At 63.8% G+C, this 22871-nt stretch carries 24 protein-coding genes; 13 read left to right on the top strand and 11 right to left on the bottom strand.

Annotated features, from left to right (window positions below; genetic code table 11):
- Positions 1–2: 2 nt before the first annotated feature.
- From NKH21_RS24115 to NKH21_RS24100, 4 genes are all read right to left on the bottom strand, one after another.
- Positions 3–905: an ABC transporter permease gene (locus tag NKH21_RS24115; RefSeq protein WP_352669407.1), complete on the bottom strand. Its 903-nt coding sequence runs from the start codon at positions 903–905 to the stop codon at positions 3–5.
- Positions 905–1864 carry an ABC transporter permease gene (locus NKH21_RS24110; RefSeq protein WP_352669404.1) on the bottom strand — a complete coding sequence of 320 codons (960 nt, stop codon included), beginning with the start codon at positions 1862–1864 and terminating at the stop codon, positions 905–907. The genes NKH21_RS24115 and NKH21_RS24110 overlap by 1 nt, the downstream gene beginning before the upstream one ends.
- 64 nt (positions 1865–1928) lie before the next feature.
- Complete coding sequence (locus NKH21_RS24105; protein ID WP_352867959.1) at positions 1929–3509, bottom strand: ABC transporter substrate-binding protein; 1581 nt, start codon at positions 3507–3509, stop codon at positions 1929–1931.
- Positions 3510–3541: 32 nt separating this feature from the next.
- Positions 3542–4255, bottom strand: coding sequence for a FadR/GntR family transcriptional regulator (locus NKH21_RS24100; RefSeq protein WP_352669398.1), 714 nt, complete (start codon positions 4253–4255; stop codon positions 3542–3544).
- Between the two features lie 100 nt (positions 4256–4355).
- Between NKH21_RS24100 and NKH21_RS24095 the strand changes: the two genes are divergently transcribed.
- The 12 genes from NKH21_RS24095 to NKH21_RS24040 all read left to right on the top strand — a co-directional run bounded on the left by NKH21_RS24095 (position 4356) and on the right by NKH21_RS24040 (position 14464).
- Positions 4356–5327, top strand: coding sequence for a Gfo/Idh/MocA family protein (locus NKH21_RS24095; RefSeq protein ID WP_352669397.1), 972 nt, complete (start codon positions 4356–4358; stop codon positions 5325–5327).
- Positions 5324–6319, top strand: a complete 996-nt coding sequence (locus NKH21_RS24090; protein WP_352867955.1) for a Gfo/Idh/MocA family protein — start codon at positions 5324–5326, stop codon at positions 6317–6319. Before NKH21_RS24095 ends, NKH21_RS24090 begins: the two co-directional genes overlap by 4 nt.
- Positions 6309–7259 (top strand): dihydrodipicolinate synthase family protein, encoded by a 951-nt coding sequence (locus NKH21_RS24085; protein ID WP_352669393.1) that lies wholly within the window; start codon positions 6309–6311, stop codon positions 7257–7259. The genes NKH21_RS24090 and NKH21_RS24085 overlap by 11 nt, the downstream gene beginning before the upstream one ends.
- Positions 7260–7355: 96 nt before the next feature.
- Positions 7356–8435, top strand: a complete 1080-nt coding sequence (locus NKH21_RS24080) for a LacI family DNA-binding transcriptional regulator (protein WP_352669391.1) — start codon at positions 7356–7358, stop codon at positions 8433–8435.
- A 524-nt stretch (positions 8436–8959) separates the two neighbouring features.
- Positions 8960–9604 carry an extracellular solute-binding protein gene (locus NKH21_RS24075; protein ID WP_352867952.1) on the top strand — a complete coding sequence of 215 codons (645 nt, stop codon included), beginning with the start codon at positions 8960–8962 and terminating at the stop codon, positions 9602–9604.
- Positions 9605–9659: 55 nt separating this feature from the next.
- Positions 9660–10244 (top strand): ABC transporter permease, encoded by a 585-nt coding sequence (locus NKH21_RS24070; protein WP_352868016.1) that lies wholly within the window; start codon positions 9660–9662, stop codon positions 10242–10244.
- Positions 10163–10501, top strand: a complete 339-nt coding sequence (locus NKH21_RS24065) for an ABC transporter permease subunit (protein WP_352868008.1) — start codon at positions 10163–10165, stop codon at positions 10499–10501. The genes NKH21_RS24070 and NKH21_RS24065 overlap by 82 nt, the downstream gene beginning before the upstream one ends.
- Positions 10498–11295 (top strand): ABC transporter permease, encoded by a 798-nt coding sequence (locus NKH21_RS24060; RefSeq protein ID WP_352669385.1) that lies wholly within the window; start codon positions 10498–10500, stop codon positions 11293–11295. Before NKH21_RS24065 ends, NKH21_RS24060 begins: the two co-directional genes overlap by 4 nt.
- Positions 11296–11485: 190 nt before the next feature.
- A complete protein-coding gene (locus NKH21_RS24055) occupies positions 11486–12346 on the top strand; it encodes a dimethylarginine dimethylaminohydrolase family protein (protein ID WP_352867950.1) in 861 nt (286 codons plus the stop codon).
- Positions 12347–12361: 15 nt separating this feature from the next.
- Positions 12362–13441, top strand: a complete 1080-nt coding sequence (locus NKH21_RS24050) for an ABC transporter ATP-binding protein (protein WP_352669380.1) — start codon at positions 12362–12364, stop codon at positions 13439–13441.
- 17 nt (positions 13442–13458) lie between these two features.
- A complete protein-coding gene (locus NKH21_RS24045) occupies positions 13459–14133 on the top strand; it encodes a cysteine hydrolase family protein (protein WP_352669377.1) in 675 nt (224 codons plus the stop codon).
- A 1-nt stretch (position 14134) separates the two neighbouring features.
- On the top strand, positions 14135–14464 hold the full coding sequence (locus tag NKH21_RS24040; protein WP_352669375.1) for a GYD domain-containing protein: 330 nt from the start codon (positions 14135–14137) through the stop codon (positions 14462–14464).
- Positions 14465–14471: 7 nt separating this feature from the next.
- On the opposite strand, the gene NKH21_RS24035 is transcribed toward NKH21_RS24040, so the two are convergent.
- Positions 14472–15434 (bottom strand): LLM class flavin-dependent oxidoreductase, encoded by a 963-nt coding sequence (locus NKH21_RS24035; RefSeq protein ID WP_352669372.1) that lies wholly within the window; start codon positions 15432–15434, stop codon positions 14472–14474.
- Positions 15435–15564: 130 nt separating this feature from the next.
- A complete protein-coding gene (locus tag NKH21_RS24030) occupies positions 15565–15720 on the bottom strand; it encodes a hypothetical protein (protein ID WP_023678176.1) in 156 nt (51 codons plus the stop codon).
- A 267-nt stretch (positions 15721–15987) separates the two neighbouring features.
- Between NKH21_RS24030 and NKH21_RS24025 the strand changes: the two genes are divergently transcribed.
- Positions 15988–16755, top strand: coding sequence for an SDR family NAD(P)-dependent oxidoreductase (locus NKH21_RS24025; protein ID WP_352669369.1), 768 nt, complete (start codon positions 15988–15990; stop codon positions 16753–16755).
- A 14-nt stretch (positions 16756–16769) separates the two neighbouring features.
- Here NKH21_RS24025 and NKH21_RS24020 read toward each other — a convergent pair whose 3' ends face one another.
- The 5 genes from NKH21_RS24020 to pcaF form a co-directional block, all read right to left on the bottom strand.
- Positions 16770–17714 carry an ABC transporter permease gene (locus tag NKH21_RS24020; RefSeq protein WP_352620589.1) on the bottom strand — a complete coding sequence of 315 codons (945 nt, stop codon included), beginning with the start codon at positions 17712–17714 and terminating at the stop codon, positions 16770–16772.
- Positions 17711–18766, bottom strand: a complete 1056-nt coding sequence (locus tag NKH21_RS24015; RefSeq protein ID WP_352867946.1) for an ABC transporter permease — start codon at positions 18764–18766, stop codon at positions 17711–17713. The genes NKH21_RS24020 and NKH21_RS24015 overlap by 4 nt, the downstream gene beginning before the upstream one ends.
- Positions 18766–20256 carry an ABC transporter ATP-binding protein gene (locus tag NKH21_RS24010; protein ID WP_502903466.1) on the bottom strand — a complete coding sequence of 497 codons (1491 nt, stop codon included), beginning with the start codon at positions 20254–20256 and terminating at the stop codon, positions 18766–18768. Before NKH21_RS24010 ends, NKH21_RS24015 begins: the two co-directional genes overlap by 1 nt.
- A gap of 205 nt (positions 20257–20461) precedes the next feature.
- Positions 20462–21493: a BMP family protein gene (locus tag NKH21_RS24005; protein ID WP_352669365.1), complete on the bottom strand. Its 1032-nt coding sequence runs from the start codon at positions 21491–21493 to the stop codon at positions 20462–20464.
- Positions 21494–21645: 152 nt separating this feature from the next.
- Positions 21646–22851 carry a 3-oxoadipyl-CoA thiolase gene (pcaF, locus tag NKH21_RS24000; RefSeq protein ID WP_352867942.1) on the bottom strand — a complete coding sequence of 402 codons (1206 nt, stop codon included), beginning with the start codon at positions 22849–22851 and terminating at the stop codon, positions 21646–21648.
- Positions 22852–22871 lie beyond the last annotated feature (20 nt).

Genomic DNA, 22871 nt, shown 5'->3' with positions numbered 1-22871 from the left:
GGTCAGTTGAGATCGGAGCGAGGGTCGAATGCGTCGCGCAAGCCGTCGCCGATAAAATTGATGGCGAGCACGGTGAGCACCAGTGCGGCGCCCGGGAACAGCCATTGCCAGGGGTAATTTTCCAGCACGACGGTGGAGCGGGCGAGGTTGAGCATGTTGCCCCAGCTGGCTTCGGGCGGTGCGATGCCGAGGCCGAGGAAGGACAGGCCGGCCTCAAGCAGGATGGCGTTGGCGATCTGCAAGGTGGCGTAGACGACCAGGATATCGATGCAATTGGGCAGGCCGTGCCGGAACAGCAGATGCGGCAGCCCCGCCCCCATGCCGCGGGCGGCGACGACGAAGTCGCGCTCGCGCAGTTCGAGCAGCCGGGCACGCACCATGCGCGACAGCACCGGCCAGGAGAGCAGGGAGATCACCAGGATGGTCGGGGCGATGCCGGTGCCGGCGATTGAGGCCAGCACCAGCAGGAAGATCACCGGCGGCAGCGTCATCGCCAGGTCGACCAGGCGCATCACCGTGCCGTCGACAAGCCGCCCGCCAAAGCTGGCGACGGCGCCGACCAGGAAGCCGATGACGGTCGAAATGGCGACCGAGCTGACGGCAACCAGCAATGAGATCCGCCCGCCTTGCAGCAGCCGGGCCATGACATCACGCCCGACGCCATCACTACCCAGCCAATGAATGGCCGACGGCGCCTTGTTCATTGCTCGGAGGTCGATGGCGTTCGGGCCGAGCGGCCACCACAGAGGATAAGTCGAAACCGCCAGCAGGATCGGGATGACGATCAAAAGCCCGGCACGCGCCGCGCGGTTTTCAAAGAAGCGGTCGAGCGCGCGGCGAAGCGGCCCTTTGGTTTGCGGCGCGGCTATCGGGTCAACTGTAGGATCTGGCGCGGTGATTGCCATTAAGCCACCTGAATGCGCGGGTCGACGACGGCATAGACGACGTCAGTCAACAGGTTGACCAGGATGACGCAAACGCCGATCACCAGGGTAGCGCCCATGATCACCGGGTAGTCGCGGGTGCCGACGGCGTTGACCAGAAGCAGTCCCATGCCCGGCCAGTTGAACACGCTTTCCAGGAAGATGGCGCCGCCGATGGCGATGCCGACCGTCGAACCGATCAGGGTAATGACCGGCAAGAGCGCATTGCGGGTGGCGTGCTTGATGATCACCCAGAACTCGCGCACGCCCTTGGCGCGCGCCGTCCGCACGTAGTCCTGGTTGAGCACTTCCAGCAGCGAGGCGCGCATGTAGCGCATGATCAGCGCGGCATGGCCGATGGACAGCAGGCAGGCGGGCAGGATGAGGTGTGCAAGCACATCCGTCGCCGAGAACGGCCCACCCGCGGTCTGCATGCCGCCGGACGGCGCCCAGCGCAGCAGCACCGAGAAGAAATAGAGACCGAGCAGCGCCGTCAGGAAAGCTGGGCTGGAGATACCGATGAACGACAGCACCGACAGCGCGATGTCGGACGGTTCATTACGGCGCACGGCGCTGAAAATGCCGGCGGAAATGCCGAGCACGATGGCGATCGCCAGGCCCGTGCCCATCAGCAGCGCCGTCGGGCCGATGCGTTCCATGACCAGTGGCAGCACGGCAACGCCGCTGCGCTGGATCGAATAGCCGAAGTCACCGCTCAGCGCCGCGCGCAGCCAGGCGAGATATTGCACGGGAAGCGGCCGATCGAGCCCGAGCCGTTCGCGCAGGCCCTCGAGGTCGGAAGCCGACATGGGGACCGATGGGTTGATATAGGCGTCGATCGGATCGCCCGGCGCCAGCCGCAACAGGATGAAGATGAGGACGCTGAGCGCGACCAGCATCAGCAGTCCGGTGGCGCCGCGGCGGGCGATGAAGCTCAACATGGGCTTTCCGTGGCGGTGGCAGACGGCGCCAAAGTGGTCCCGCCTGCTCGCTTGGTTGGGTTTCTTACTGGATGTCCCAGCGCTCGGGGTGAGCTGCGTAGGGGCCGCCGCCCGGCGCAGGCGTCCAGACGAAGTCACGCAGCTTGTTGGAGGCCACACCATAGCGGTTGGCCACCCACAACGTCGCCCAGGGCAGCTCCTTGTTCATCACCTTGCAGACCTCCTGCCAGGAGGCGTCGAGCTTGGCCGGATCGGTCTGGCCGAGCGCGGCGTCCAACGCGGTGCTCAGGTCGTCGAACTCGATGCGCATGGTGTTGAAGCCTGCCGGCGGGATCTGCGACTTGTTGAGGCCGGGATTGAGGCCGGCCGGGTTGGGGCCGTTCTGCAGGCCGGCATAGACCATCGGAAAGGCGTTCCAGTCCGGCGTGCCTTGCTTGTAGACGATGCCGTTATAGGTCGGCGTATCGACAACCCGCGGCACCACATTGATGCCGACCTCGGCCAGCATCGACTGGACAGCGGCCATCACATTGGCCGCTTGCGGCGAGCCGTAATAGGTCAGCAAGGTGATCGGCTTGTCGCCGTTGATCTTGTCCCAGCCCGCCTCGCTCAGCAGCGCCTTGGCCTTTGCCGGATCGTAGGCATAGGGTTCGAGGCCTGCGGGAACGAGATGCGGCGCGACATAGCCGCAATTGGCTGGCTTGGCGGCACCCCCGTAGAGGCTGTCGATGATGGCGTTGCGATCGATCGCGTGCATGATCGCCTGGCGGACACGGATGTCCCTAAACAGGTCGACCTTCTGGTTCAGGCCGATATAGTTGACCACGTACGAGGCACCTTCGATCACCTTGAAATTGCTGTCGCTCTTGAACGATGCCGCATCGTCGGGCTCGACATAGGTGAACTGTATCTCGCCGGCACGGAGCGCGGCAACGGCCGCCGCCGGCGACTCGAAATAGCGGTTGATGAGCGCGTCTACCTTCGGCTTGCCGCCGCGATAATCGTCATCGGCTGCCAGTTCGACATATTGATCGGTCACGTACCGCTTGAACTTGAACGGGCCGGTGCCGACCGGAGCGGTCGACCACCAGGTGCTTGTCGCCAGCGATTCTGGCGGCAGAGCGGCCAGGGCATGCTCCGGCAGGATCATCAGCTGCGAGAGAATGGATAGAAACGAGCCGTTCGGTTTCGATAGCTTCACCACTGCGGTGTGGTCATCCGGCGCATCGACCGAGGCGATGTTGGCGAGGCGGGCGGCAAACAGGCTGCCGGAGGCCTTGTTCTTGGCAAGCTCGAGGGTGAATTTGACGTCCTTCGACGTGAACGGCTTGCCGTCATGCCAGGTCTCGTTGACCAGGTTGAACGTATAGCTCAGCTGGTCGTCGCTGATCTTGTAGTTCTTGGCGAGGTCGCCTTCGATATCGGTCAGCCCGACATTGTAGATGACCAGCGGTTCAAAATAGGTGCTGAGCCAGGTGTAGCCGCCGGTCGCGACCAGCGGGTTGAAGTTCTTGGGAAAACCACCGGGGCCGACGTCGAAGCCGCCCGTAATGGTCTTGGCGCTTTGTGCCTGGACACTGGTCAACGGGGCAATGCTGGCGAGCAGCAGCCCGGCGACTGAGAATGCGATGATCCTGATGCGCATGGTTTCCTCCCTCGGCATATTCAGGTTGTTCTTCAGCTTGCTCGGTTTTTGGCGATAACCTGCTGGATCCCCCGGTAATGGTCGTCGAGCCGCCCACGCGCCTGGTCGACATCCTTGGCGGCGACAGCCTCGACGATCTCGTGATGGTCGCGCCATGTCGCCAGCGGCGTCGGATTGTCGAGATTGGTGAAATTCGAGGCCTTGTTGAACGCTATCCAGAAGATGTCGATCAGCGCGCTCAGCATGTGATTGTTCTGGCAGCGGAACAGCAGCTGATGGAATTGCTGGTCCTCTTCGGCGAAGCTCTCGTGGCGCTCGGCACGTTGCCGCATGCGCTCGGTCAACTGGCGCAGCGCCTCGATGTCCTCGGCACTGATCATCTCGATCGTCTTGGCGATGAGGCCGGTTTCCAGTACGCGGCGGATTTCGCGCAGCTCTTCGACATCGCGCAGCGAATCCTGCAAACCGTATGCCAGGTTATCCAGCAGCGGCTTGAATGAGAACTCCTTGACGAACACGCCGATGCCGCGCCGCGTCTCCAAGATGCCGATCGACTCCAGCGCCTTGATGGCTTCCCGCACGGAGTTGCGGCCGACGCCGAGCCGCTGCGCCAGGAACGTCTCCGGCGGCAGGGGATCGCCTGCCTTGAGCTGGTTGCTTTCGATATAGGCCCTGAGGCTTTCCTGCACGGTGACGTGAAGCAGCGGCGGTCTACTCAACGGTTCGATCGACTTCAGTTCCGCCATCCCACTGCTTTCATCGTCCGCCGGATTAGTCTGCCCGCCGCTTGTCGTATAGCTACTTGTAGGATATCCTGCAAGCCCATAACAAACCTGCTGCCTCCGAATGAAGATTGCCCTCGCCGGCTCGAGCCACTGGCACGCCGAAATGCACCTCGACGCCGCACACATTTACGGTGCGGAGATCGCCGGTATCTGGGACGAGGAACCTGGCCAAGCGCATGCGTTCGCCGCACACCACGACCTGCCGTTTATCGAAGATTTTGCGGAGATACTCTCCAGCCCGCCGGATGTGATCCTGTTGATGGGGCACCCTTCGATGGTGCCGGCGCGGGCAGGCGCGATCATCGCGGCAGGGATACCGCTGATCCTGGAGAAGCCTGCGGCCAGCCGTACGAGCGAACTGATAGCGCTGCGCGAGCTTGCCAGGCAGCACCAGGCTTTTGTCGCTGTTCCCCTGCCCAACCGTTTCGGGCCGGCCGTTGCCGGCTTTGAACGGCTGCGCCGGCAAGGTCGCGCTGGCCCGGTGGCGCATTGCCAGTTCCGGCTGGTCAACGGCCCGCCGCAACGCTACATCGCCGACGGTGTCGCCTGGGTCCTCGACCCGGCGGTTGGTGGCGGGGGTGCGTTGAGGAATCTCGGCATACACGGCGTCGACGCGGCACTCAGCCTCGCAACCGGCAAGCTCGGCCTGAAAAGCGTTTCGATCGCGAACCGCATCCATCCCGGCCCGGTCGAGGATCACGCTCTTCTGGTGCTGGAAGACGAAGCCGGAGCGCTGTTCATCGTCGAGGCCGGCTACACCTTTGCTTCGATGCGCCCCGGCGGTGACTTCGAGTGGCGTATCGTCAGTGCCAATGCCACCCTCATCGATCATGGCGACCATGCCACCTGCGTAACGCTCGACGATGCAGCAATCGTCGACTTGCCGGTTGAACTGCCGGCAATGCGCTATCGTCTGTTCATGCGCGATACGCTTGACCGGCTGGCCAGAGAGGCGCCTCCGCCGGTGTCCATCGAGGATTATGTTGCGGCGATGTCGCTGATCGACGCCGCTTATGAAAAGGCACGACCATGATTGGAATAGGAATTATCGGCGCCGGCGATTTCGGCGCAGCCCATGCGCGGGCAATCGGCGAGGTTGGAGGCATTCGCCTCGTCGCCGCCTCTCGAGGAAATGCCGACGCGCTGCAGCGCTTCACCGCCGAGCATGGCGGCCGCGGTTACGCCGACTGGCGCAAGCTGCTGGACGACAAGGAGGTGGACACGGTGCTCATCGCCAGCCCGCACCACCTCCATGCGGAAATGGCCATCGGCGCGGCAAACGCCGGCAAGCATATCCTGCTCGAAAAGCCGATGGCGCCGACGGCGGCTGCCTGCGATGCGATCAATGCCGCTGTGGCCGAGAGCGGCGTCAAGCTGATGGTCGCCCATCTCATGCATTTCGCCCTGCCCTGCATCGCAGCCAGGCAAATTCTTGAGGGAGGCGAGCTCGGCCGGCCGCTCGCCGGATCGAGCTGGATCATCAAGCTGTGGATGGAGCACAATCGCCGCGACTGGCATCTGCGCAAGGCGACCGGCGGCGGCATGCTGTTGACTGCCGGCATCCACGCGCTCGACCGCCTCGTCTGGCTGATGGATGACGATGTCGTGTCGGTGAGCGGCATGCTCGGCGCCAAGTTCCATGACCAGGAAGCAGACGACAGCGCCTTGCTCGGACTGCGCTTCGCCGGCGGCGGCATCGGCCAGGTGCAGAGCGTCGGCTATCGCACCGGTGCTACCACCTACGCCATGGACCTGGTCTGCGAGCAGGGAACGCTGCGCATCGACATGGACCGCGCCACGATGCTTGGCCGCGATACGGTCTGGACCGAGTTGCCCGGTTCCTTTGAGCCGAACTGGATGCATAACGCGCTGGTGCGCGAATGGAGCGCAATGCGCGATGCCATTGCCGATGACACGCCGGTGCCGGTCGACGGCTCCTATGGCCGCAAGATGATCGCCATTATCGAGGCTGCCTTCGCGTCGAACGAAACCCGCCGCGAACACGATATCGCCGGTGCACGCTGACCTCGACGACCACCTGGCCCGCTTGCCCGCACATGCGCCGCGCGGCGTATGGGGCGCGGTGATGCTGGCCATCGACGATCGCGGAGCGATCGACTGGCAGGCGACGGAAGAGACGATCGCCCGGCTCTGCGCCTCAGGCGTCGACGGCGTCTATTCCAATGGCACGGCCTGCGAATTCCATTGCCAGACCGAGCCCGAATTCGACCGGCTTTGTGAGTTGGTCGCAACCATAGCCGGCCGCGCGCGCCTTCCTTTCCAGATCGGCATCAGCCAGTCCAATCCACGCGTCGCGCGCGAGCGGTTGACGCGGGTGGCCGCGCTTCGCCCGACAGCGGTGCAATTCACGCTGCCCGACTGGTGGCCGCCCAGCGACGACGAGGTCATGCGCTTTGCCGGCGGCCTCTGCGACGCTGCGCCCGAAACGGCGCTGGTGCTCTACAATCCGCCGCATGCCAAGCGCCGCCTGACGCTCGACGGCATCGCCAGGCTGCGTGCGGCCGTGCCATCGCTGGTCGGCGCCAAGCTGCCGGGCGGCGACGCGGGCTGGTATGCGGATATGCGCCGCAAACTGGACGGATTTTCCGTCTTCGTCCCCGGCCATACGCTGGCAACGGGCTATGCTGGAGGGGCTCACGGCAGCTATTCCAACGTTGCCTGCCTCAACCCGAAGGACGCGGTGCAGTGGTGGCGGATGATCCGTACCGATATGGTCGCCGCTGCCGAGGTCGAGGCCCGCATACAGGCCTTCCTCGCCGCACATGTCCTACCGTTTCGCACCCGTTACAATGTCAGCGATGCGGCACTTGACAAGGCGATGGCGGCGGCTGGCGGGTGGGCGCCGCTCGGCCCGCGACTGCTCTGGCCTTACAGCTCCGTTCCCGATCAGGAAATCCCGACACTGGCCAGGGCAGCTCACGCAGCTTTCCCGGAATGGTGGTAGCGCTCGATTTCACGAAACCGGTTTAGTAAAGCGGTTTACAAGCGTAAATTCCTGTGCTGAACTCTGCCCATCGGCAACGCTGGGCGAAGTCGCCTCATGAAGAAACCCACAGCATCCACGATCAGGAACGTCGCACATGCGGCCGGCGTCTCGGTCACCACCGTGTCGCGTCACCTGAACGGCCGCATCAAGCTGCCGGCGGAAACCAGCGAACGCATCAGGGCGGCGGTGGCGGAACTGGAATATCGCCCCAACGCCATCGCGCGACGGCTGAGCAAGGGTCGTAGCGAAACCATCGGCCTGATCGTTTCCGACATCTCCTACCCATTTTTCGCCGCCATCGCGAGTGCGGCCGAAGAAGAGGCAAGCCGGCTCGGCTACAGCCTGGTGATGTTCAACAGCCGCAACATCGCCGCCAAGGAACTGAGCTTCCTGTCGCGCATCGACGACGCGCAGGTCGACGGTATCCTGCTGATGACCAACCATCCGGACGATGGCGCGCTGGTCCAGAAGATCAATGCCTGCAGCAACGTCGTCCTGGTCGACGAGGACGTTCCCGGCGCCATTGCGCCGCGCCTGTTTGCCGATAACCGTCGCGGCGCCAGGCTGGCGACCGAGCATCTTCTGGATAATGGCCACCAGGCGATCGCCTTTGTCGGCGGCCCGCCGGCGCTGCTCAGCAGCAGGGAGCGGTTCGGAGCCTTCGAGGAATGCCTCGAACGCAGAGGCCTGCAGCTCGATCCCGGCTACGTCTTTTTCGGCGACTATGACGAGGAGTCCGGCCTGCGCGCGATCCGGCGGTTCGCTGCACTGGACAACCCGCCGACCGCAATCTTCGCCTCTGCAGACATGCTGGCGCTGGGGATTTTGCAAGGCTGTCGCAAGCTCGGCATCAGCGTGCCCGCCGATCTGTCGCTGGTCGGTTTCGACGACATCCGCAATGTCGACCTGCTCGATCCGCCGCTGACGGCCATCCGTCAGTCGGCGGAGGAATTCGGCCGTCGAGCCGTCGGCCTGTTGATCGACCACATCAACGGCGTCGACATACCGGACGCGGCGCCGGTTGCGGTGAAACTTGTCGTGCGCCACTCCGTGGGCGCGCCGCGCAAGACGCATTGGAAACTGGCTGGAAACGCCTCAGCGGAAAACCGACCGCCGGCAAGAGTGGGAATTTGAACAGAGACGGATCAAATCCGCGAAGACATGCAGTCCACCATCAACAATGGGAGAATGAAAAATGACAATCTCGCATTTCGCACAAGACGCGGCGCAGATCGCGCTGGAAAAATTCAACCGCGGTGAGATCGATCGCCGCTCTTTCCTCTTTGCTCTCGGCGGCCTCGGACTTGTGACCGCCTTCAAGCCCGGCGTTGCCCAGGCCGACGCCTCCGAAATCGTCGTCTGCAACTGGGGAGGGGCTGCGGCGGACGCCTTCGCCAAGGCCTATGGCAACCCTTTCACCCAGAAGAGCGGCATGAAAGTGGTGATCGACGGGGCAGGGCCTGCGATCGGCACAATCCGGGCCATGGTCGAGTCCGGCAAGGTCATCTGGGATGCCACCGACGGCGGCATGATCGATTCCCTGACGCTGGGCAAGGGCAATCTGGTCGAGAAGATCGACTACACGATCGTCGACAAGTCGCAGGTGCCCGAGAATTTCGCCGGCGAGTTCGGCATCTCGAACTACCGTCTATTCGAACGTGCTCGCCTACGATGCCGACGCAACCAAGGGTGTCGCGCCGACAGGGTGGGCCGACTTCTTCGACACGGCCAAATTCCCCGGCAAGCGCACAATGTGCAAATGGATCCAGGGCCAGCTCGAATTCGTCCTCATGGCGGACGGGGTCGCGCCCGCTGACCTCTACCCACTCGACGTCGACCGGGCGTTCAAGAAGCTGAAGCCGATGCTCGCCGACATCATCTTCTGGGAAGGCGGTGCGCAGACCCAGCAACTGTTCCGCGAGGGCGAAGTGGCGATGGGCAACATCTGGCACACCCGCGCCAATCTCCTGCACAAGGAGACCCCCGACAAATTCAAGTGGATCTGGGAACAGAACATCCTTTCGGCCAGCGCGTGGTCGGTTCCGAAGGGCAATCCCGCCGGCAAGAAAGTGTTCGACTTCATCAATTCGACGCTCGATCCGGCCGGCCAGCTCGTGCTGCTGCAGATCATGGGCAATGGACCGTCCAACCCCAAGACGCTCGCCTTGATGACGCCGGAGGACGCCCTCGTGAACCCGACGACGAAGGAAAATGCTGCCTCGCAGATCATGCTCAATCCCGCTTATTACGCGGAACACGAGACCGAGCTCCAGAACAAATACCTGGACTTCATCTCGAGCTGAGAGGGCGAGCCAACAAGGAAAGGCCGCCTCCGGCAAAGTTGGCGGCCTATGTCCGATGCGAAATTTCAAAACAACAGCTCTGCTGCTGACGGTTCCCGCCAGCGTGGTGGCAATCGGCCTGTATGCGGCGCCGATCCTGCAGGTTCTGGCGTTGAGCCTGACCGAGCCGAAGCTCGGCCTTGCCAACTACCAGAACCTGTTCGCCAACGCAGCGGTCGGCCGTGTCGTCATGACGACGCTCAAAGTGTCCGTCATGACGACGGTGATGACGGTGCTGGCAAGCTATGTCGTCGCCTTCGCCATCATCCATATGTCGGCGGGCTGGCGCCGCATCTCGCTGTTCCTGGTGCTGGTGCCGTTCTGGATATCGGTGCTGGTCAGGGCGTTTTCCTGGATCACCATCCTGCGCCGGCGGGGCGTCCTCAACAGCGCCTTGATGGATATGGGCGTGATCTCCACGCCGCTCGACCTCGTCTACAATCTTTTCGGCGTCACCATCGGCATGGTGCACTATATGATGCCGTTCGCCATCCTGCTGCTCTATGCCAATCTGTCGATATCGACCGCCGCATCATTCAGGCGGCACGGTCGCTGGGCGCGCGTCCGGCAACGATCTTCTGGCGCGTCTGGCTGCCGCTAAGCCTGCCCGGCATCGCGTTGGCGACACTGTTCGTGTTCGTTTTCTCGCTTGGCTTTCTCGTGACGCCGGCCCTGCTCGGCGCCGGCAAGACCCTGATGATCGCCGAATACATCTCGGTGCAGATCTCGAGCACCTCGCGCTGGGATCTAGCGACATCGCTGTCGACCATGCTGCTTCTGGTGGTCGGCATCATCGTCTTTGCCGCCATGCGCAGTCCTGCGCTGCGCGCCGCCTTCGTCGCCAGGCCGCAGCAATGAAGCCGCGGCGCATCCTCGAGATCGGACTGCCGCGCCTTGTGGCATGGTGCTTGCTCGGCTTCCTGTTCGTTCCGATCCTGGTGGTGATCCCGGTCGCATTGACCGACCGCGATTATCTGTCGTTGCCGCAGGACGGCATTTCGATGGAGCATTTCGCGGCGCTCGCCGACTGGAGTAAGGGTTGGCTACCCAGCATGCTGACCAGTGCCGGTATCGCGCTTGCCTGCGCTGCGATCGCCACCGCGCTCGGCGTCGCTTTCGCCGTCGGCGCCTGGGCGGCAGGAGGCTGGTGGCCATCCCTAATGCGCATACTTCTGCTGTCGCCGATGATCGTGCCGCCGATCATATACGCCGTCGGCATGGTCAAGTTGTGGGCGCGTCTGTCGCTGCTCGACAGCTATACCGGCGTTATCCTTGTACATGTCGTGCTGGCCTTGCCGTTGACCGTGCTGGCGATCGGTGCCTCGCTCTCCAATCTCGATCAGAAGCTGGTACAGGCCGCCAGAAGCCTCGGCGCCAGGCCGATGACCGTGTTCGGCAAGGTGATCTTGCCGAACATCGTGCCTGGCGTTGCCGCGGGCGCGCTGCTCACCTTCGTCGCCTCCTGGGACGAGATCACGGTGACGCTTTTCATCACCGGGCGCGCCGTCGTCACGTTGCCACGCCGCATCTGGACCAGCATCCAGGATGCGGTCGATCCGGCGCTGGCGGCGATAGCCACCGTCCTGCTCGTCATAACGGTGCTGGCGCTTACCGCACGCGCGCTGGCCGAACGCCGGCAACAGAAATCCTAGTTCAAGCACCCGGTCGCCGGGAACAATCGAGGAAAGGAAGACCAATGAGCACCGCAATGAGCGACAACGAGTACCGGAGAATAAGTTCTTCAGCATATTCGGCTCCGTCCCTGAGCCGGGCTTCGATACGGCTGAGGAACAGATCCCGGTATGGGGGCGCCATTGGGGCTGTTCGAACGATGTCGGCCGCTTGCGTGCCGTCCTGATGCACCGGCCCGGCGACGAGCTCTCCGTCGTCGAAAACAAGCCGATGCCCGAAGTCGGCGGCTTCGGCGATCCGGAGAAAGGCTGGTACTGGATGGGCCGCACAATGCCCGATTTGCCCGCCATGCAGCGCGCCCATGACGAGTTCACCAATTTGCTGCGTGCGGAAGGCGTCGACGTCATTCTCGTTGACAGGGCCGCTCCCGGAGCGATGAAACAGATCTATACGCGCGACAGCGTCATCGGCGTTCCGGGCGGCGCCATCGTCACGCGCCTGGCGCGGCGGGTGCGCCGCGGCGAGGAACTGCCGGTGACCCGGGCGTTGGCCAAGGCCGGCTGCCCGATCCTCGGCACCATCCACGGCTCCGCCGTCTTCGAAGGCGGCGGCTTTGCCTTCATCGACGCCAAGACCGCCGTTTGCACGGTCAGCATCGCCTGCAACCCGGAAGGCGTGCGGCAGGTCGAGAGCATCCTCGCCGGGCTGGGCGTGGAGCTGATCAAGGTGCCTATGCCCGGATACCGCATTCACATCGACGGCGCCTTCATCATGGTCGATGTCGAGACGGCGATCGTCAACGTCAACGAACTGCCCTATCCATTCATCGAATATCTGCAGAAGCGCGGCATCAAAATGATCGAACTGCCTCCCGAGGACAGCGCAATGTCGCTCAACTGCCTGGCCGTCGCGCCCGGTCGCGTGATCATGCATGGCAGCCGCTCGCAGCGCCTGTCGGACCGGCTCGACGCCGCCGGCATCACCGTGCTGACCTGCAATTACGAGACGGTCGAGCTCGGCGGCGGCGGCCTGCATTGCTCGACCGCGCCGCTGATCAGGGACCCGATCTGATATGGTCTCGAACTGATGGCGTTGCTGGTCATCGACGATCTGACAAAGACCTATGACAAGGTCACCGCATTGACCGGGATCAACCTCTCGGTCGAAGCGGGAGAGTTCGTCACTTTGCTCGGGCCTTCCGGGTCCGGCAAGACGACCTTGCTGATGTCGCTGGCCGGCTTCACCACGCCGACCAAAGGGGCGATTCGCCTCGATGGCACGGACATAACCCACGTCGACCCCGAGGACCGCAATTTCGGCTTCGTCTTCCAGGGTTATGCGCTGTTTCCGCATCTCACGGTCGCCAACAACATCGCCTTCTCGCTTCGCGTCCGCAAATGGGACAAGGCGAAGATAGCCGCACGGGTTGCCGAGATGCTGTCGCTGGTCGGCCTCGACAATCTTGCCGAGCGCAAGCCGCGCGAATTGTCCGGCGGCCAGCAGCAGCGCGTCGCCATAGCCCGCGCTTTGGCCTTCGGGCCGCGGATCCTGCTTCTGGACGAGCCGCTTTCGGCGCTCGACCGTATGCTGCGCGAAGCGATGCAAAAGGAGTTGAAGCGGCTGCATCGCGAGACCGGGGTGACGTTCGTCTACGTCACCCACGACCAGGAAGAGGCGATCGCAATGTCCGACCGGATCGCGGTGTTCAACCACGGCCGGATCGTTGAAGTCGGGCCGCCGCGCGAGCTCTACAAGAAACCCTCGACGCGTTTTGTCGCCGGCTTCCTGGGCGAAAACAACTTCTTGTCGGGGCACTGCGCCGACGACGACGAAACGATGATCGAGGCGTTCGGCACGCGCTTCGGGTTTCCGAAGGGAAAGGGCCGCCGCGAGCGGCCCGGCGATATCCTGACTGTGTGGGTGCGGCCCGAGGACATCCGCATTGGCCAGGCAACGGGTGACGAGATCGGCTTTCGGGCGATGGTCGTCGAGAATTCCTTTGTCGGCGCGCTTGAACGCATCCTGCTCAGGACGGCGGCGGGCGAAGAGATGGTCGCGACGCTGCGCTCGGAAGCGGCTATCGCCGCCGCGCCCGGACAGGTCGTCGATTGCCGCATACATCCCTCCGCCGTCGGCGTCCTGCCGAACGAAGCCTCGATATCCTGAATTCTACGAGAGTCATCATGATCAAGGCAGAACCGTTCGACTTTCCCTATGACGGCAGGCTGATTGCCGAAACCACTGCGCTCATCGTCATTGATCTGCAGGAGGATTTCCTGTCGACGACAGGCTATTTCGCCAGGCAGGGCTCCGATCCTGGCCCGCTGCGGGCCATTCTGCCGACTGTGAACCGTCTGATTGCGGCCGCGCGGGCGGCCGGCCTCAGGATCATCCACACCAGGCAAGGCTATCGGGCGGATATGGCCGACATGACGCCCTATGAGAAATGGCGGCGCAAGCGGGCAGGCCTCGAAGGAACCGAAATTCTGCTGCGTTCGAGCCCCGGCTTCCAGATCGTTGCCGAGATCGAGGTGGCGCCTGAGGACATCGTCGTCGACAAAACCTGCAACGGTGCCTTCACCTACACGGATTTCGAGCATGTGCTGCGCGCGCAAGGCATCACGCATCTCCTGTTTTCGGGATGCACGACCGACGTCTGCGTGCACACGACCTTGCGCGAGGCCTGCGACCGCAATTTCCAGTGCCTGACAATCTCGGATGCCTGCGCCAGCGGCGACAGATATGCGCATGAGGCCGCGCTGCACATGGTGACGGTCGAAAACGGCATCTTCGGCGCGCTGACCGATTCGACCGCCGTCATTGCGGCACTGTCGCAATTACCGGGCAAGGGGCGCTGATATGTCCGAGGAGACTAGCAACAAGGTGGCGACCAAGCGCCTGTACGTGTCGCTGATGCGGCTGACCGATAAAGGGCTGGCAGAGCTGGCCGGCAGCCCCGATCGCAGAAAGGTCAGCGAGGAGCGCGTTGCAGCACTCGGCGGACGGTCGGTCGCCTTCTATGCCACCCTCGGCGCCTATGATTTCGTCCAGGTCTTCGAAATGCCTGATAACGAAGCCATGCTGCAATATGTACTTACGGCCCGGCGCGATGGTTTCGTCGAGCCGCTGATCCTGCCGGCATTCGACCCGTCGGCATTCGGCGAGATCGTCGGACGGGTCCTGAGATGACCAGCGTTCAACCGGCGCGTGCTCCCTGTGTCGCGCGTGACGCAAACGCCCCCGGCTGAGGGACATCGGCCTCGCGCCGTGCCAGCGAATTGCACAGCAGTGCGATCGCCTCGCGGCCGGCGGTCGCAATCTCGCGTGGCCTGTCGACGCCGACGATCATGAACTCCTTGATCCCCAAAGCGGCGTAGGAAAGCAGCGACAGCGCGACCTGCGCCGGCGGCCCGGCAAGTTCGAGCGCCTTCTGGCAGGAAGCGGCCGGCCTATCTTCCGAACGGATTCGGTCTTCCGTACGGATTCGGACGGGAAGCGCGAAACGCAGCTTGCCGGCCCGGCCGTGTTCGGCGGCGGCGCGGCGTACGCGCTCCATTGACTGGCGGATTTCTGCAAGCGAGCCCGGCGCCAACTCGAACACGTCCGCATGCCGGCCCGCGACCCTGAGCGCAGTGCCCGACTGCCCACCCATGCGGATGGTCACATCGGCACCATGCGGCCCCTTGCGCGGCACATAGCCGCCTTTGATGCTGTAAAAGGTGCCTTCATGGTCGAACGGCATGTCGTTTGACCACAACCGCTTCAGCAGCACCAGATATTCGTCGATGCGTTGCCAGACCACTGTGTGGCCGGCGGGACGCGTCTCGGCATCGTCGTCGCTCAGCGGCTCACTGAGCATCCTGAGCGACAGCCGGCCACCGCTTCTCTGGTCGAGGGCAGCGAGCTGCCGCGCCGCCACGGTTGGTTCGATCACGCCCGCCCAATGCGTTAGCACGACTTCGAGGGAGGAGGTCCGATCCAGCGTCTGGGCGGCAAGGTCCATATTGGTCAGCAGTCCGGCTTGGTCGTCGATGACGATCCTCTGGAATCCGGCATCCTCGATCAGTGACAGCTTCGTCGCGGTCTCGACAAAGTCGTAGAAAAAGCTGGCGTCGGCGGCGTGGATCTTACCGGGAACATGCGTGAACTCGATCGGCATTGCCATCTCCTCCATCACGTTGGAATCAGGGCGCGCAAAAGCGCACCGGCATTCGGTTCATCAACTCCGGAATTTCTGCAAACGGCAGGCCGCTATCCCGAGGAGGCCTCGACGATCAAAGCCTCAATAATCAGGGGATCAGCCCCAGTACCACTGCCCCGGTGAATACAAACGCAAGGGCAAAGACGAGATAGGCGAAAGCGCCGGCATAGGCCGGCCGCCACACCTGGTCGGAACCCAGCCTTTGGCCTTTGCGGGCAGTCTGAGCGTTCTGGCTATAGGACATATCGACCTCCGTCTCGGCGCTTAATCTATAAAATCAGTAGACTTTGTCGAGTGCTATTTTCGTGCGATCCTTAGAACAATTTTCTCCAAACGGCGGACAAATTAGTGCTTTTACTGCTTAGCGCTCCCTTTTGAGGCACGCCGGGGTAGCGGCAGAAAACGTCAAGTCCATGTGTCTGTGGCTCCTTGGCCATCCCACGGATGCGGGATAGCATCGCTGCTTCAGCGGAAAGCCGCGACGTCACGGCAAGGCAGCAAGGAGCAAAACATGGGCACAAGACTGGCTGGCAAGGTCGCCATCATTTCGGGCGGCGCGACGGGAATGGGCGGTGCGGCCTCGGAGCTTTTCGCGGCCGAGGGCGCCAAGGTGGCGATTATCGACCGCAACGGGGAAGCCGCCGCTGCCACCGCAGCGGCAATCAGGCAACGCGGCCATGTCGCCGAACACTGGGTCGCCGACGTATCGGATGAGGCGCAGGTCGAAGCGGCGGTGACGGGCGTGATGGAAAAATTCGGCCCGGTCACGGTTCTGTTCAATCACGCCGGCACCATCGTTATCAAACCCTTCCTGGAGACCACGCTGCAGGAATGGGACTGGCTGCATGCCGTCAATGTGCGTTCGATGTTCCTGATGACGCGCGCCGTGTTGCCCGGCATGATCGCCGCCGGCGGCGGTTCCATCGTCTGCACTTCGTCGATCTCGGCGGTGGCGGCGACGCCGATGGAGGTGCTTTACGACACCACCAAGGGCGCCTGCCACATGTTCGCGCGCGCCATTGCCGTCGAATTCCGCGACCGCAACATCCGCTGCAATGCGGTCTGTCCAGGCTTCATCAGGACACCGCACGGCCTGCGCGAGGTCGCCGATCTCGACAAACTCGGCGTCGATGTCTCCGACGCGGCAATGGCTGCGCAGCAAGGGCGGATCGGCGAGCCGGAAGAGGTGGCGAAGGCAGCCCTGTTCCTGGCCAGCGACGAGGCCAGCTTCGTCAACGGCGCCCATCTGTTCGTCGACAACGGCTTTACCGCTATGTGAGAGGCGAAGCGCCGCTACCGCTCTTCGCGCCTAAACGGCTTGAGCAGCGCCGACGGGGCCACCGCATTGCGCGACATCACCGCCATAGCGACGATGGTGAAGATGAACGGCAGCATCAGGAAGGCCTCGTAGGGGATATGGCCAAGCCCGCTCGCCTGCATACGCAACTGCAAGGCATCGACGAAGGCAAACAGCAGTGCCGCGCCTGCCGATCGCCATGGATCCCAGCGGCCGAAAACGACGAGCGCTATTGCCACCCAGCCACGCCCCGAAACCACGCCGAAGGTGAACGCGTTGAACTGCGCCATCGACAGGAAGGCACCGGCCAGCCCCATCAAGGCACCGCCGAGGATCACCGCCTGGAAGCGCGTGGCGATGACGCTGACGCCGGCCGAATCGGCGGCACGCGGGTTTTCACCGACCATGCGAACCGACAGGCCCCATGGCGTGCGGTAGAGCACGAAGGCGGCCAGGGGAATAGACAGCATCGCCATGTAGACCAGCGAAAACTGGTTGAACACCGCCGGCCCAAGCACCGGAATGTCGGACAGGATCGGGATCGGCAGCGTCTCGAACCCCTTGATGTTCGGTGGCACCGATTGCTGGCCGAAGATCAGCCGATAGAGGAAGTAGGCAAGGCCTGAACTGAACAGCGTCACGCCGATGCCGCAGACATGCTGGCTGAGGCCGAGCGCCACCGTGAACAGCGCGTGCACGGCGCCCATCAGCGCCCCGGTCAGCACGGCGGCGAGCACGCCGAGCCAAAGGCTGCCGCTGAGGCTCGCCGCGGTGAAGCCGGTCATCGCCGACAACAGCATGATGCCTTCGATGCCGAGATTGAGCACGCCGGCGCGTTCGGAAAACATTTCGCCCAGCGTCGCGAAGGCAAGCGGCGTGGCGATGCGAATGATCGCGGCCAGGAAGCCGACCTGGAAGATTTGCTCCAGCACCACGCTCATTTGGCTGTTCCCACGCGGCGGATGCGATAGGCGGTGAACAGCAGCGCCACCAGCATGGCGAGCAGCGCCGTTCCCTGAATAACGTCGCTGAGGAAGGCCGGAACGCCGGTCGCCCGCGACATCGCCTCGGCGCCGGTCATGACGGCAGCAAGGAAGATCGCCGCCGGCACCACGCCGAGCGGATTGAGCCTTGCCAGCATGGCGACGACGATGCCGGAATAGCCATAGCCCGGCGAGATGTCGCTCATTACCTGGAAATGCACGCCGCCGACCTCGCCGACGCCCGCAAGGCCGGCCAATGCGCCGGACAGCAGCGCCGTCGAAATCAGCACCCGCTCGACATTGATGCCGCCATAGCGCCCAGCCTCGGGGTTTTCGCCGGTGACCCTGATGCGGAAGCCGAGCGTAGTGCGCGCGACGACGAACCAGATCAGGGGTGCTGCGACCAGCGCCGCGACGACGCCGAGATGCAGCCGCGTGCCTTCGAGCAGCACCGGAAAATTGGCCGTATCCTCGATCGGCGGCGAGATCGGGTAGCCGCTGAAACTATCCTTCCATGGCCCCTCGATCAGCGCCATCAGTGCGTAGAAAATGACCGAATTGAGCAGCAGCGAGCTGACCACGTCATCGACCCTGAATTTCACCCGCAACGTCGCGGGGATCAGGGCGACGGCCGCGCCGGCGGCGGCACCCGCCAGCGCCATCAGCAGCATGGCGAGCGGTCCCGGCATCGGGATTGCACCGACCGCACAGCTCGCCACCGCACCGGCCAGCAATTGCCCTTCGGCGCCGATGTTCCAGAATTTGGCGCGGAAAGCGACGGCCACAGCCAGCCCCGTGAAGATCATTGGGGTGGCACGCACCAGCGTTTCGGTGACGGCGTAGCTGTCGCCCAACGACGCCGAAAACATCACACCATAAGCCTCGACGACGCCGGCGCCGGCCAATGCGATGAGGCCGCTGCACAGGATCAGCGTCGCCCCGATGGCGAGCAGCGGCAGCGCCAGATTGAACCAGCCGGGCGTTGAGGTGCGAGCCTCGAGACGGAACATCAAGCCTTTCCCTCCGCCCCGGTCATCATCAACCCAAGTCTGGCGACGCTGGCATCTGCGCTGTCCAGCGTGCCGACGATGCGGCCTTCATACATCACCGCGATACGATCCGAGAGCATCAGCAACTCTTCCAGATCCTCGCCGATGACGATGATGCCGCAGCCCTTGGCGCGCATGTCGAGGAATTTTTCGTGGATGAAGCGCGCCGCGCCGATGTCGAGGCCGCGCGTCGGCTGCGAAACGATCAGCACCTTCGGATCGAAAGCGAGCTCGCGCGCCAGAAGCGCCTTTTGCAGATTGCCGCCGGAAAGCGCCCCGGCGCGCGTCATCGGCCCGGGGCAGCGTATATCGTAGGCCTTGATCTGCGCCTCGGCGAAGGCGCGGATCGCATCCGGCTTGAGCAGGCCGTTGCGGCTGAACGCCGCCGTACCTATGCGCGGCAGCACCATGGAATCGGCAAGCGGCAGATTGGTGACCAGCCCGGTCGTCATACGGTCTTCCGGGATGCGGCCGAGGCCGAGCGCCTGGACTGTGCTCGGCGAGAACCGCGAAACCGTTTTGCCGGCTATGGTCATCTTCCCGGCATCGGGCGCTCGCACGCCGGAAATCACTTCGGCAAGCGCGCGCTGGCCATTGCCGGAGACGCCGGCGATGCCGAGTATCTCGCCGCCACGAACCGATAGCGAAACATCGCGCAGCGCCATGCCGGAATGATGCGATGTCGAGATGCCGTCGAGGGTCAGCACGGCCGCACCGGGCATCGACGGTCCCCTGGCCGGAGGCACGATCTCGTGGCCGCACATCAGCCGCGCCATCTCCGAGGACGTGGTGCTGGCCGGCGCATCGACCCGGCCGGCAACGCGCCCATGCCTGAGCACGACGCAGCGATGCGTCAGTGCCCGCACCTCGTTGAGCTTGTGCGAGATGAAGATGATGCCGAGCCCTTGTGCCGCCATCGAGCGAAGCGCCGAAAACAGTCCGTCGACCTCTGTCGGCGCCAGCACCGCCGTCGGCTCGTCGAGGATCAGCAGCCTTGCGCCGCGAAACAGCGCCTTGACGATTTCCAGCCGCTGCTGCTCGCCGACCGCCAGCGCCGAGACGGGAAGGTCCGGGTCGAGCGTCAGTCCATGCTGGCGGCCGATCTCGGCGAGCCGTGCCAGCCCGCCGGCGCGGTCGATCCGGCCCGATCTGCCGGGAATGCCGATCAAAAGGTTCTCCAGCACCGAAAGCCGCGATGCGAGATGAAAATGCTGGTGCACCATGCCGATGCCGGCGGCCAGCGCATCGGCCGAACTGTTGATCGCCACCGGCAGGCCCTGCACCAGGATCTCGCCGGCATCGGGCGCATAAGCACCGAACAGCACATTCATCAGCGTCGTCTTGCCGGCGCCGTTTTCGCCGAGCAGCCCGAGGATTTCACCCGGCGCGACGCTGAGATCGACGGCTTCGTTCGCCTTGACGGCGCCGAAGCTCTTGGAGATGCCGCGCATTTCGATGAGAGGGGCAGGCGTTGACAAGGCGGGATCCTGGTGGCGTTGACGCCGATATCCCTCCCCCTTGAGGGGAGGGTGCCGAGCGAAGCGAGGCGGGAGGGGTAACCTCAGCTGCCTCGACTTTTGACTTAAGACGACGGAGCGCGTCGCCGAGGACCCCACCCGGCCCTGCGGGCCACCCTCCCCTTAAGGGGGAGGGATCTCAGTCCGAGACCGGCGTATTCTCATCGACGTCGACGCGGAAATTGCCGTCGAGGATCTCGGCCTTCTTCTTCTCGACCAGTTCCTTGACCTCGGCCGGCAGCGTCTTGTCGAACTTGTGGTAGGGCGCGAGATACGAGCCGCCCTTGGCCATGCGCGAGAAATCGCCGTAATCCTGCGCGGTGAAGACGCCGGCCTTGACCAGCTTGATCGCCTGCTCGACGGTCGGATACATATCCCAGACCGGCCCGGTGATCACGGTGTCGGGGCCGAGGCTCGACTGGTCCGACATGTTGGAGATGGCGAGGATCTTCTTCTCCGCCGCCGCTTCGATGACGCCGAAGCGCTCGGCATAGATGACGTCGACGCCGGCATCGATCTGGGCGACAGCCGCTTCCTTTGCCTTCGGCGGATCGAAGAACGAGCCGATGAAGGCGACCTTCTTCTTGATGTTGGGATTGACCTCCCTGGCGCCGGCAAAGAAAGCGTTGACCAGCCGGTTCACTTCCGGAATGCCCATCGCCGCGACGGCGCCGATCGTGCCCGATTTCGACATTTTTCCGGCAATCATCCCGGACAGATAGGCCGGCTCGTGGATCCAGTTGTCGAAAACGCCGAAATTCGGCTCGGCCGGCCCGGCGCCGGAGCCGAACAGGAAGGCGGTCTTCGGGAATTGCTTGGCGGTCCTGCGCGATTCGCGCTCGGCGGCGAAGGCATCGCCCAGCACCAGCTCATAGCCGCCCTGCGCATATTCGCGCATGACGCGGCTGAAATCGGCGGTCTGCACCTTCTCCGACCATTTGTACTCGATGCCGAGTTCCTTCTCGGCCTTCTGCAGGGCAACGTGGATCTGGTTGTCCCACGGCTCCTCGATCGGCGTGGCGAAGATCGCCGCCACTTTCAGCTTCTTGGTCTTGGCAAAGGCGCTGCCCGGCAGTATCGCCGCCGCCAAGCCGAGCGCGCCCAGTTCCAGCACGTTGCGGCGCGAAAGCCCGTCGCGTTTCGATTGGATTCTGCTCTTCCCGTTGTTCATTGCATGCCCCTCTGATTGGCGCCGTGTCGAGCCGGCTCTCTTCTCTGGAATATCGGCGAAGGAACTATGGAGCGGTGCCCGGCTTTTGTCCACATGGTCAAATTTGAGTGGGCGGAACGCGCCATTAAATGGCCCGGCAAACCCACGCTTGCTCACAATCTCTCGAGCGCCACGGCGATGCCTTGGCCGACCCCGATGCACATGGTCGCGAGGCCGTAGCGGCCGCCGCGTTCGCGCAGCTCCAGCGCCGCCGTGCCGGTGATGCGCGCGCCGGACATGCCGAGCGGATGGCCAAGCGCGATGGCGCCGCCATTCGGGTTGACGTGCTCCGCGTCTTCGGCAATGCCGAGTTGGCGCAGCACGGCGATGCCTTGCGAGGCAAAGGCCTCGTTGAGCTCGACGACGTCGAATTGCTGCGGCTTTAGACCCAGCCGGGCACACAGCTTTTGCGTGGCCGGCACCGGGCCGATGCCCATGATGCGCGGCGCCACGCCGGCGGTGGCACCGCCGAGAATGCGGGCGATCGGCGTCAACCCGTATTTTTTCACGGCGGTTTCCGAGGCGACGACCAGCGCCGCGGCGCCGTCATTGACGCTCGACGCATTGCCGGCCGTGACCGTGCCGCCTTGCCGGAACGGCGTCGGCAACTTGGCCAACGCTTCGATCGACGTGCCCCCGCGGGGATGCTCATCTCTGTCGACAACGACCGGATTGCCCTTGCGCTGCGCGATCATCACCGGCGTGATTTCCTTTGCCAGACGGCCATTGGCTTGTGCGGCTACGGCCTTGTCCTGGCTGCGCACCGCAAATGCGTCCTGGTCGGCGCGAGAGACAGCGAACTCTTCCGCCACGTTCTCGCCGGTCTCCGGCATCGAATCGACGCCGTATTGCTTCTTCATCAGCGGATTGATGAAGCGCCAGCCGATCGTGGTGTCGTAAATCTCGGCATTGCGCGAAAACGCGGTCTCTGCCTTCGGCAGCACGAACGGAGCGCGGCTCATCGATTCGACGCCGCCTGATATTATCAGCTCCGCCTCGCCGGCCTTGATGGCGCGGGCAGCAATCATCACCGCATCCATGCCCGAACCACAGAGACGGTTGACGGTCGAGCCGGAAACCTCCTTGGGCAGGCCGGCCAGCAGCAGCGCCATGCGCGCGACATTGCGATTGTCCTCGCCGGCCTGGTTGGCGCAGCCATAGACGACGTCGTCGATGGCAGCCCAGTCGACGCGGGGATTACGCTCGACAAGCGCCCTTAGAGGGATCGCGCCGAGATCGTCGGCACGGACCGCCGACAACGACCCACCAAAACGTCCGATCGGCGTGCGGATGTAGTCGCAGATATAGGCCTCGGCCATTTATGCAGCCTTCCCTTTTG

Origin of the sequence: Mesorhizobium sp. M1329, from assembly GCF_040318035.1 — a bacterium.
Taxonomy (GTDB): Bacteria; Pseudomonadota; Alphaproteobacteria; order Rhizobiales; family Rhizobiaceae; genus Mesorhizobium.
The sequence above is the reverse complement of the archived record's forward strand: the minus strand, read 5'-3'. Positions and strand labels throughout refer to the sequence as shown.

What these genes read in the sequence shown, in the direction of transcription:
- NKH21_RS24115 (WP_352669407.1), bottom strand. Translation starts at nt 905, where the DNA reads ATGGCAATCACCGCGCCAGATCCTACAGTTGACCCGATAGCCGCGCCG.
- NKH21_RS24110 (WP_352669404.1), bottom strand. Translation starts at nt 1,864, where the DNA reads ATGTTGAGCTTCATCGCCCGCCGCGGCGCCACCGGACTGCTGATGCTG.
- NKH21_RS24105 (WP_352867959.1), bottom strand. Translation starts at nt 3,509, where the DNA reads ATGCGCATCAGGATCATCGCATTCTCAGTCGCCGGGCTGCTGCTCGCC.
- NKH21_RS24100 (WP_352669398.1), bottom strand. Translation starts at nt 4,255, where the DNA reads ATGGCGGAACTGAAGTCGATCGAACCGTTGAGTAGACCGCCGCTGCTT.
- NKH21_RS24095 (WP_352669397.1), top strand. Translation starts at nt 4,356, where the DNA reads ATGAAGATTGCCCTCGCCGGCTCGAGCCACTGGCACGCCGAAATGCAC.
- NKH21_RS24090 (WP_352867955.1), top strand. Translation starts at nt 5,324, where the DNA reads ATGATTGGAATAGGAATTATCGGCGCCGGCGATTTCGGCGCAGCCCAT.
- NKH21_RS24080 (WP_352669391.1), top strand. Translation starts at nt 7,356, where the DNA reads ATGAAGAAACCCACAGCATCCACGATCAGGAACGTCGCACATGCGGCC.
- NKH21_RS24070 (WP_352868016.1), top strand. Translation starts at nt 9,660, where the DNA reads ATGCGAAATTTCAAAACAACAGCTCTGCTGCTGACGGTTCCCGCCAGC.
- NKH21_RS24060 (WP_352669385.1), top strand. Translation starts at nt 10,498, where the DNA reads ATGAAGCCGCGGCGCATCCTCGAGATCGGACTGCCGCGCCTTGTGGCA.
- NKH21_RS24050 (WP_352669380.1), top strand. Translation starts at nt 12,362, where the DNA reads ATGGCGTTGCTGGTCATCGACGATCTGACAAAGACCTATGACAAGGTC.
- NKH21_RS24045 (WP_352669377.1), top strand. Translation starts at nt 13,459, where the DNA reads ATGATCAAGGCAGAACCGTTCGACTTTCCCTATGACGGCAGGCTGATT.
- NKH21_RS24040 (WP_352669375.1), top strand. Translation starts at nt 14,135, where the DNA reads ATGTCCGAGGAGACTAGCAACAAGGTGGCGACCAAGCGCCTGTACGTG.
- NKH21_RS24035 (WP_352669372.1), bottom strand. Translation starts at nt 15,434, where the DNA reads ATGCCGATCGAGTTCACGCATGTTCCCGGTAAGATCCACGCCGCCGAC.
- NKH21_RS24030 (WP_023678176.1), bottom strand. Translation starts at nt 15,720, where the DNA reads ATGTCCTATAGCCAGAACGCTCAGACTGCCCGCAAAGGCCAAAGGCTG.
- NKH21_RS24025 (WP_352669369.1), top strand. Translation starts at nt 15,988, where the DNA reads ATGGGCACAAGACTGGCTGGCAAGGTCGCCATCATTTCGGGCGGCGCG.
- NKH21_RS24020 (WP_352620589.1), bottom strand. Translation starts at nt 17,714, where the DNA reads ATGAGCGTGGTGCTGGAGCAAATCTTCCAGGTCGGCTTCCTGGCCGCG.
- NKH21_RS24015 (WP_352867946.1), bottom strand. Translation starts at nt 18,766, where the DNA reads ATGTTCCGTCTCGAGGCTCGCACCTCAACGCCCGGCTGGTTCAATCTG.
- NKH21_RS24010 (WP_502903466.1), bottom strand. Translation starts at nt 20,256, where the DNA reads ATGCGCGGCATCTCCAAGAGCTTCGGCGCCGTCAAGGCGAACGAAGCC.
- NKH21_RS24005 (WP_352669365.1), bottom strand. Translation starts at nt 21,493, where the DNA reads ATGAACAACGGGAAGAGCAGAATCCAATCGAAACGCGACGGGCTTTCG.
- pcaF (WP_352867942.1), bottom strand. Translation starts at nt 22,851, where the DNA reads ATGGCCGAGGCCTATATCTGCGACTACATCCGCACGCCGATCGGACGT.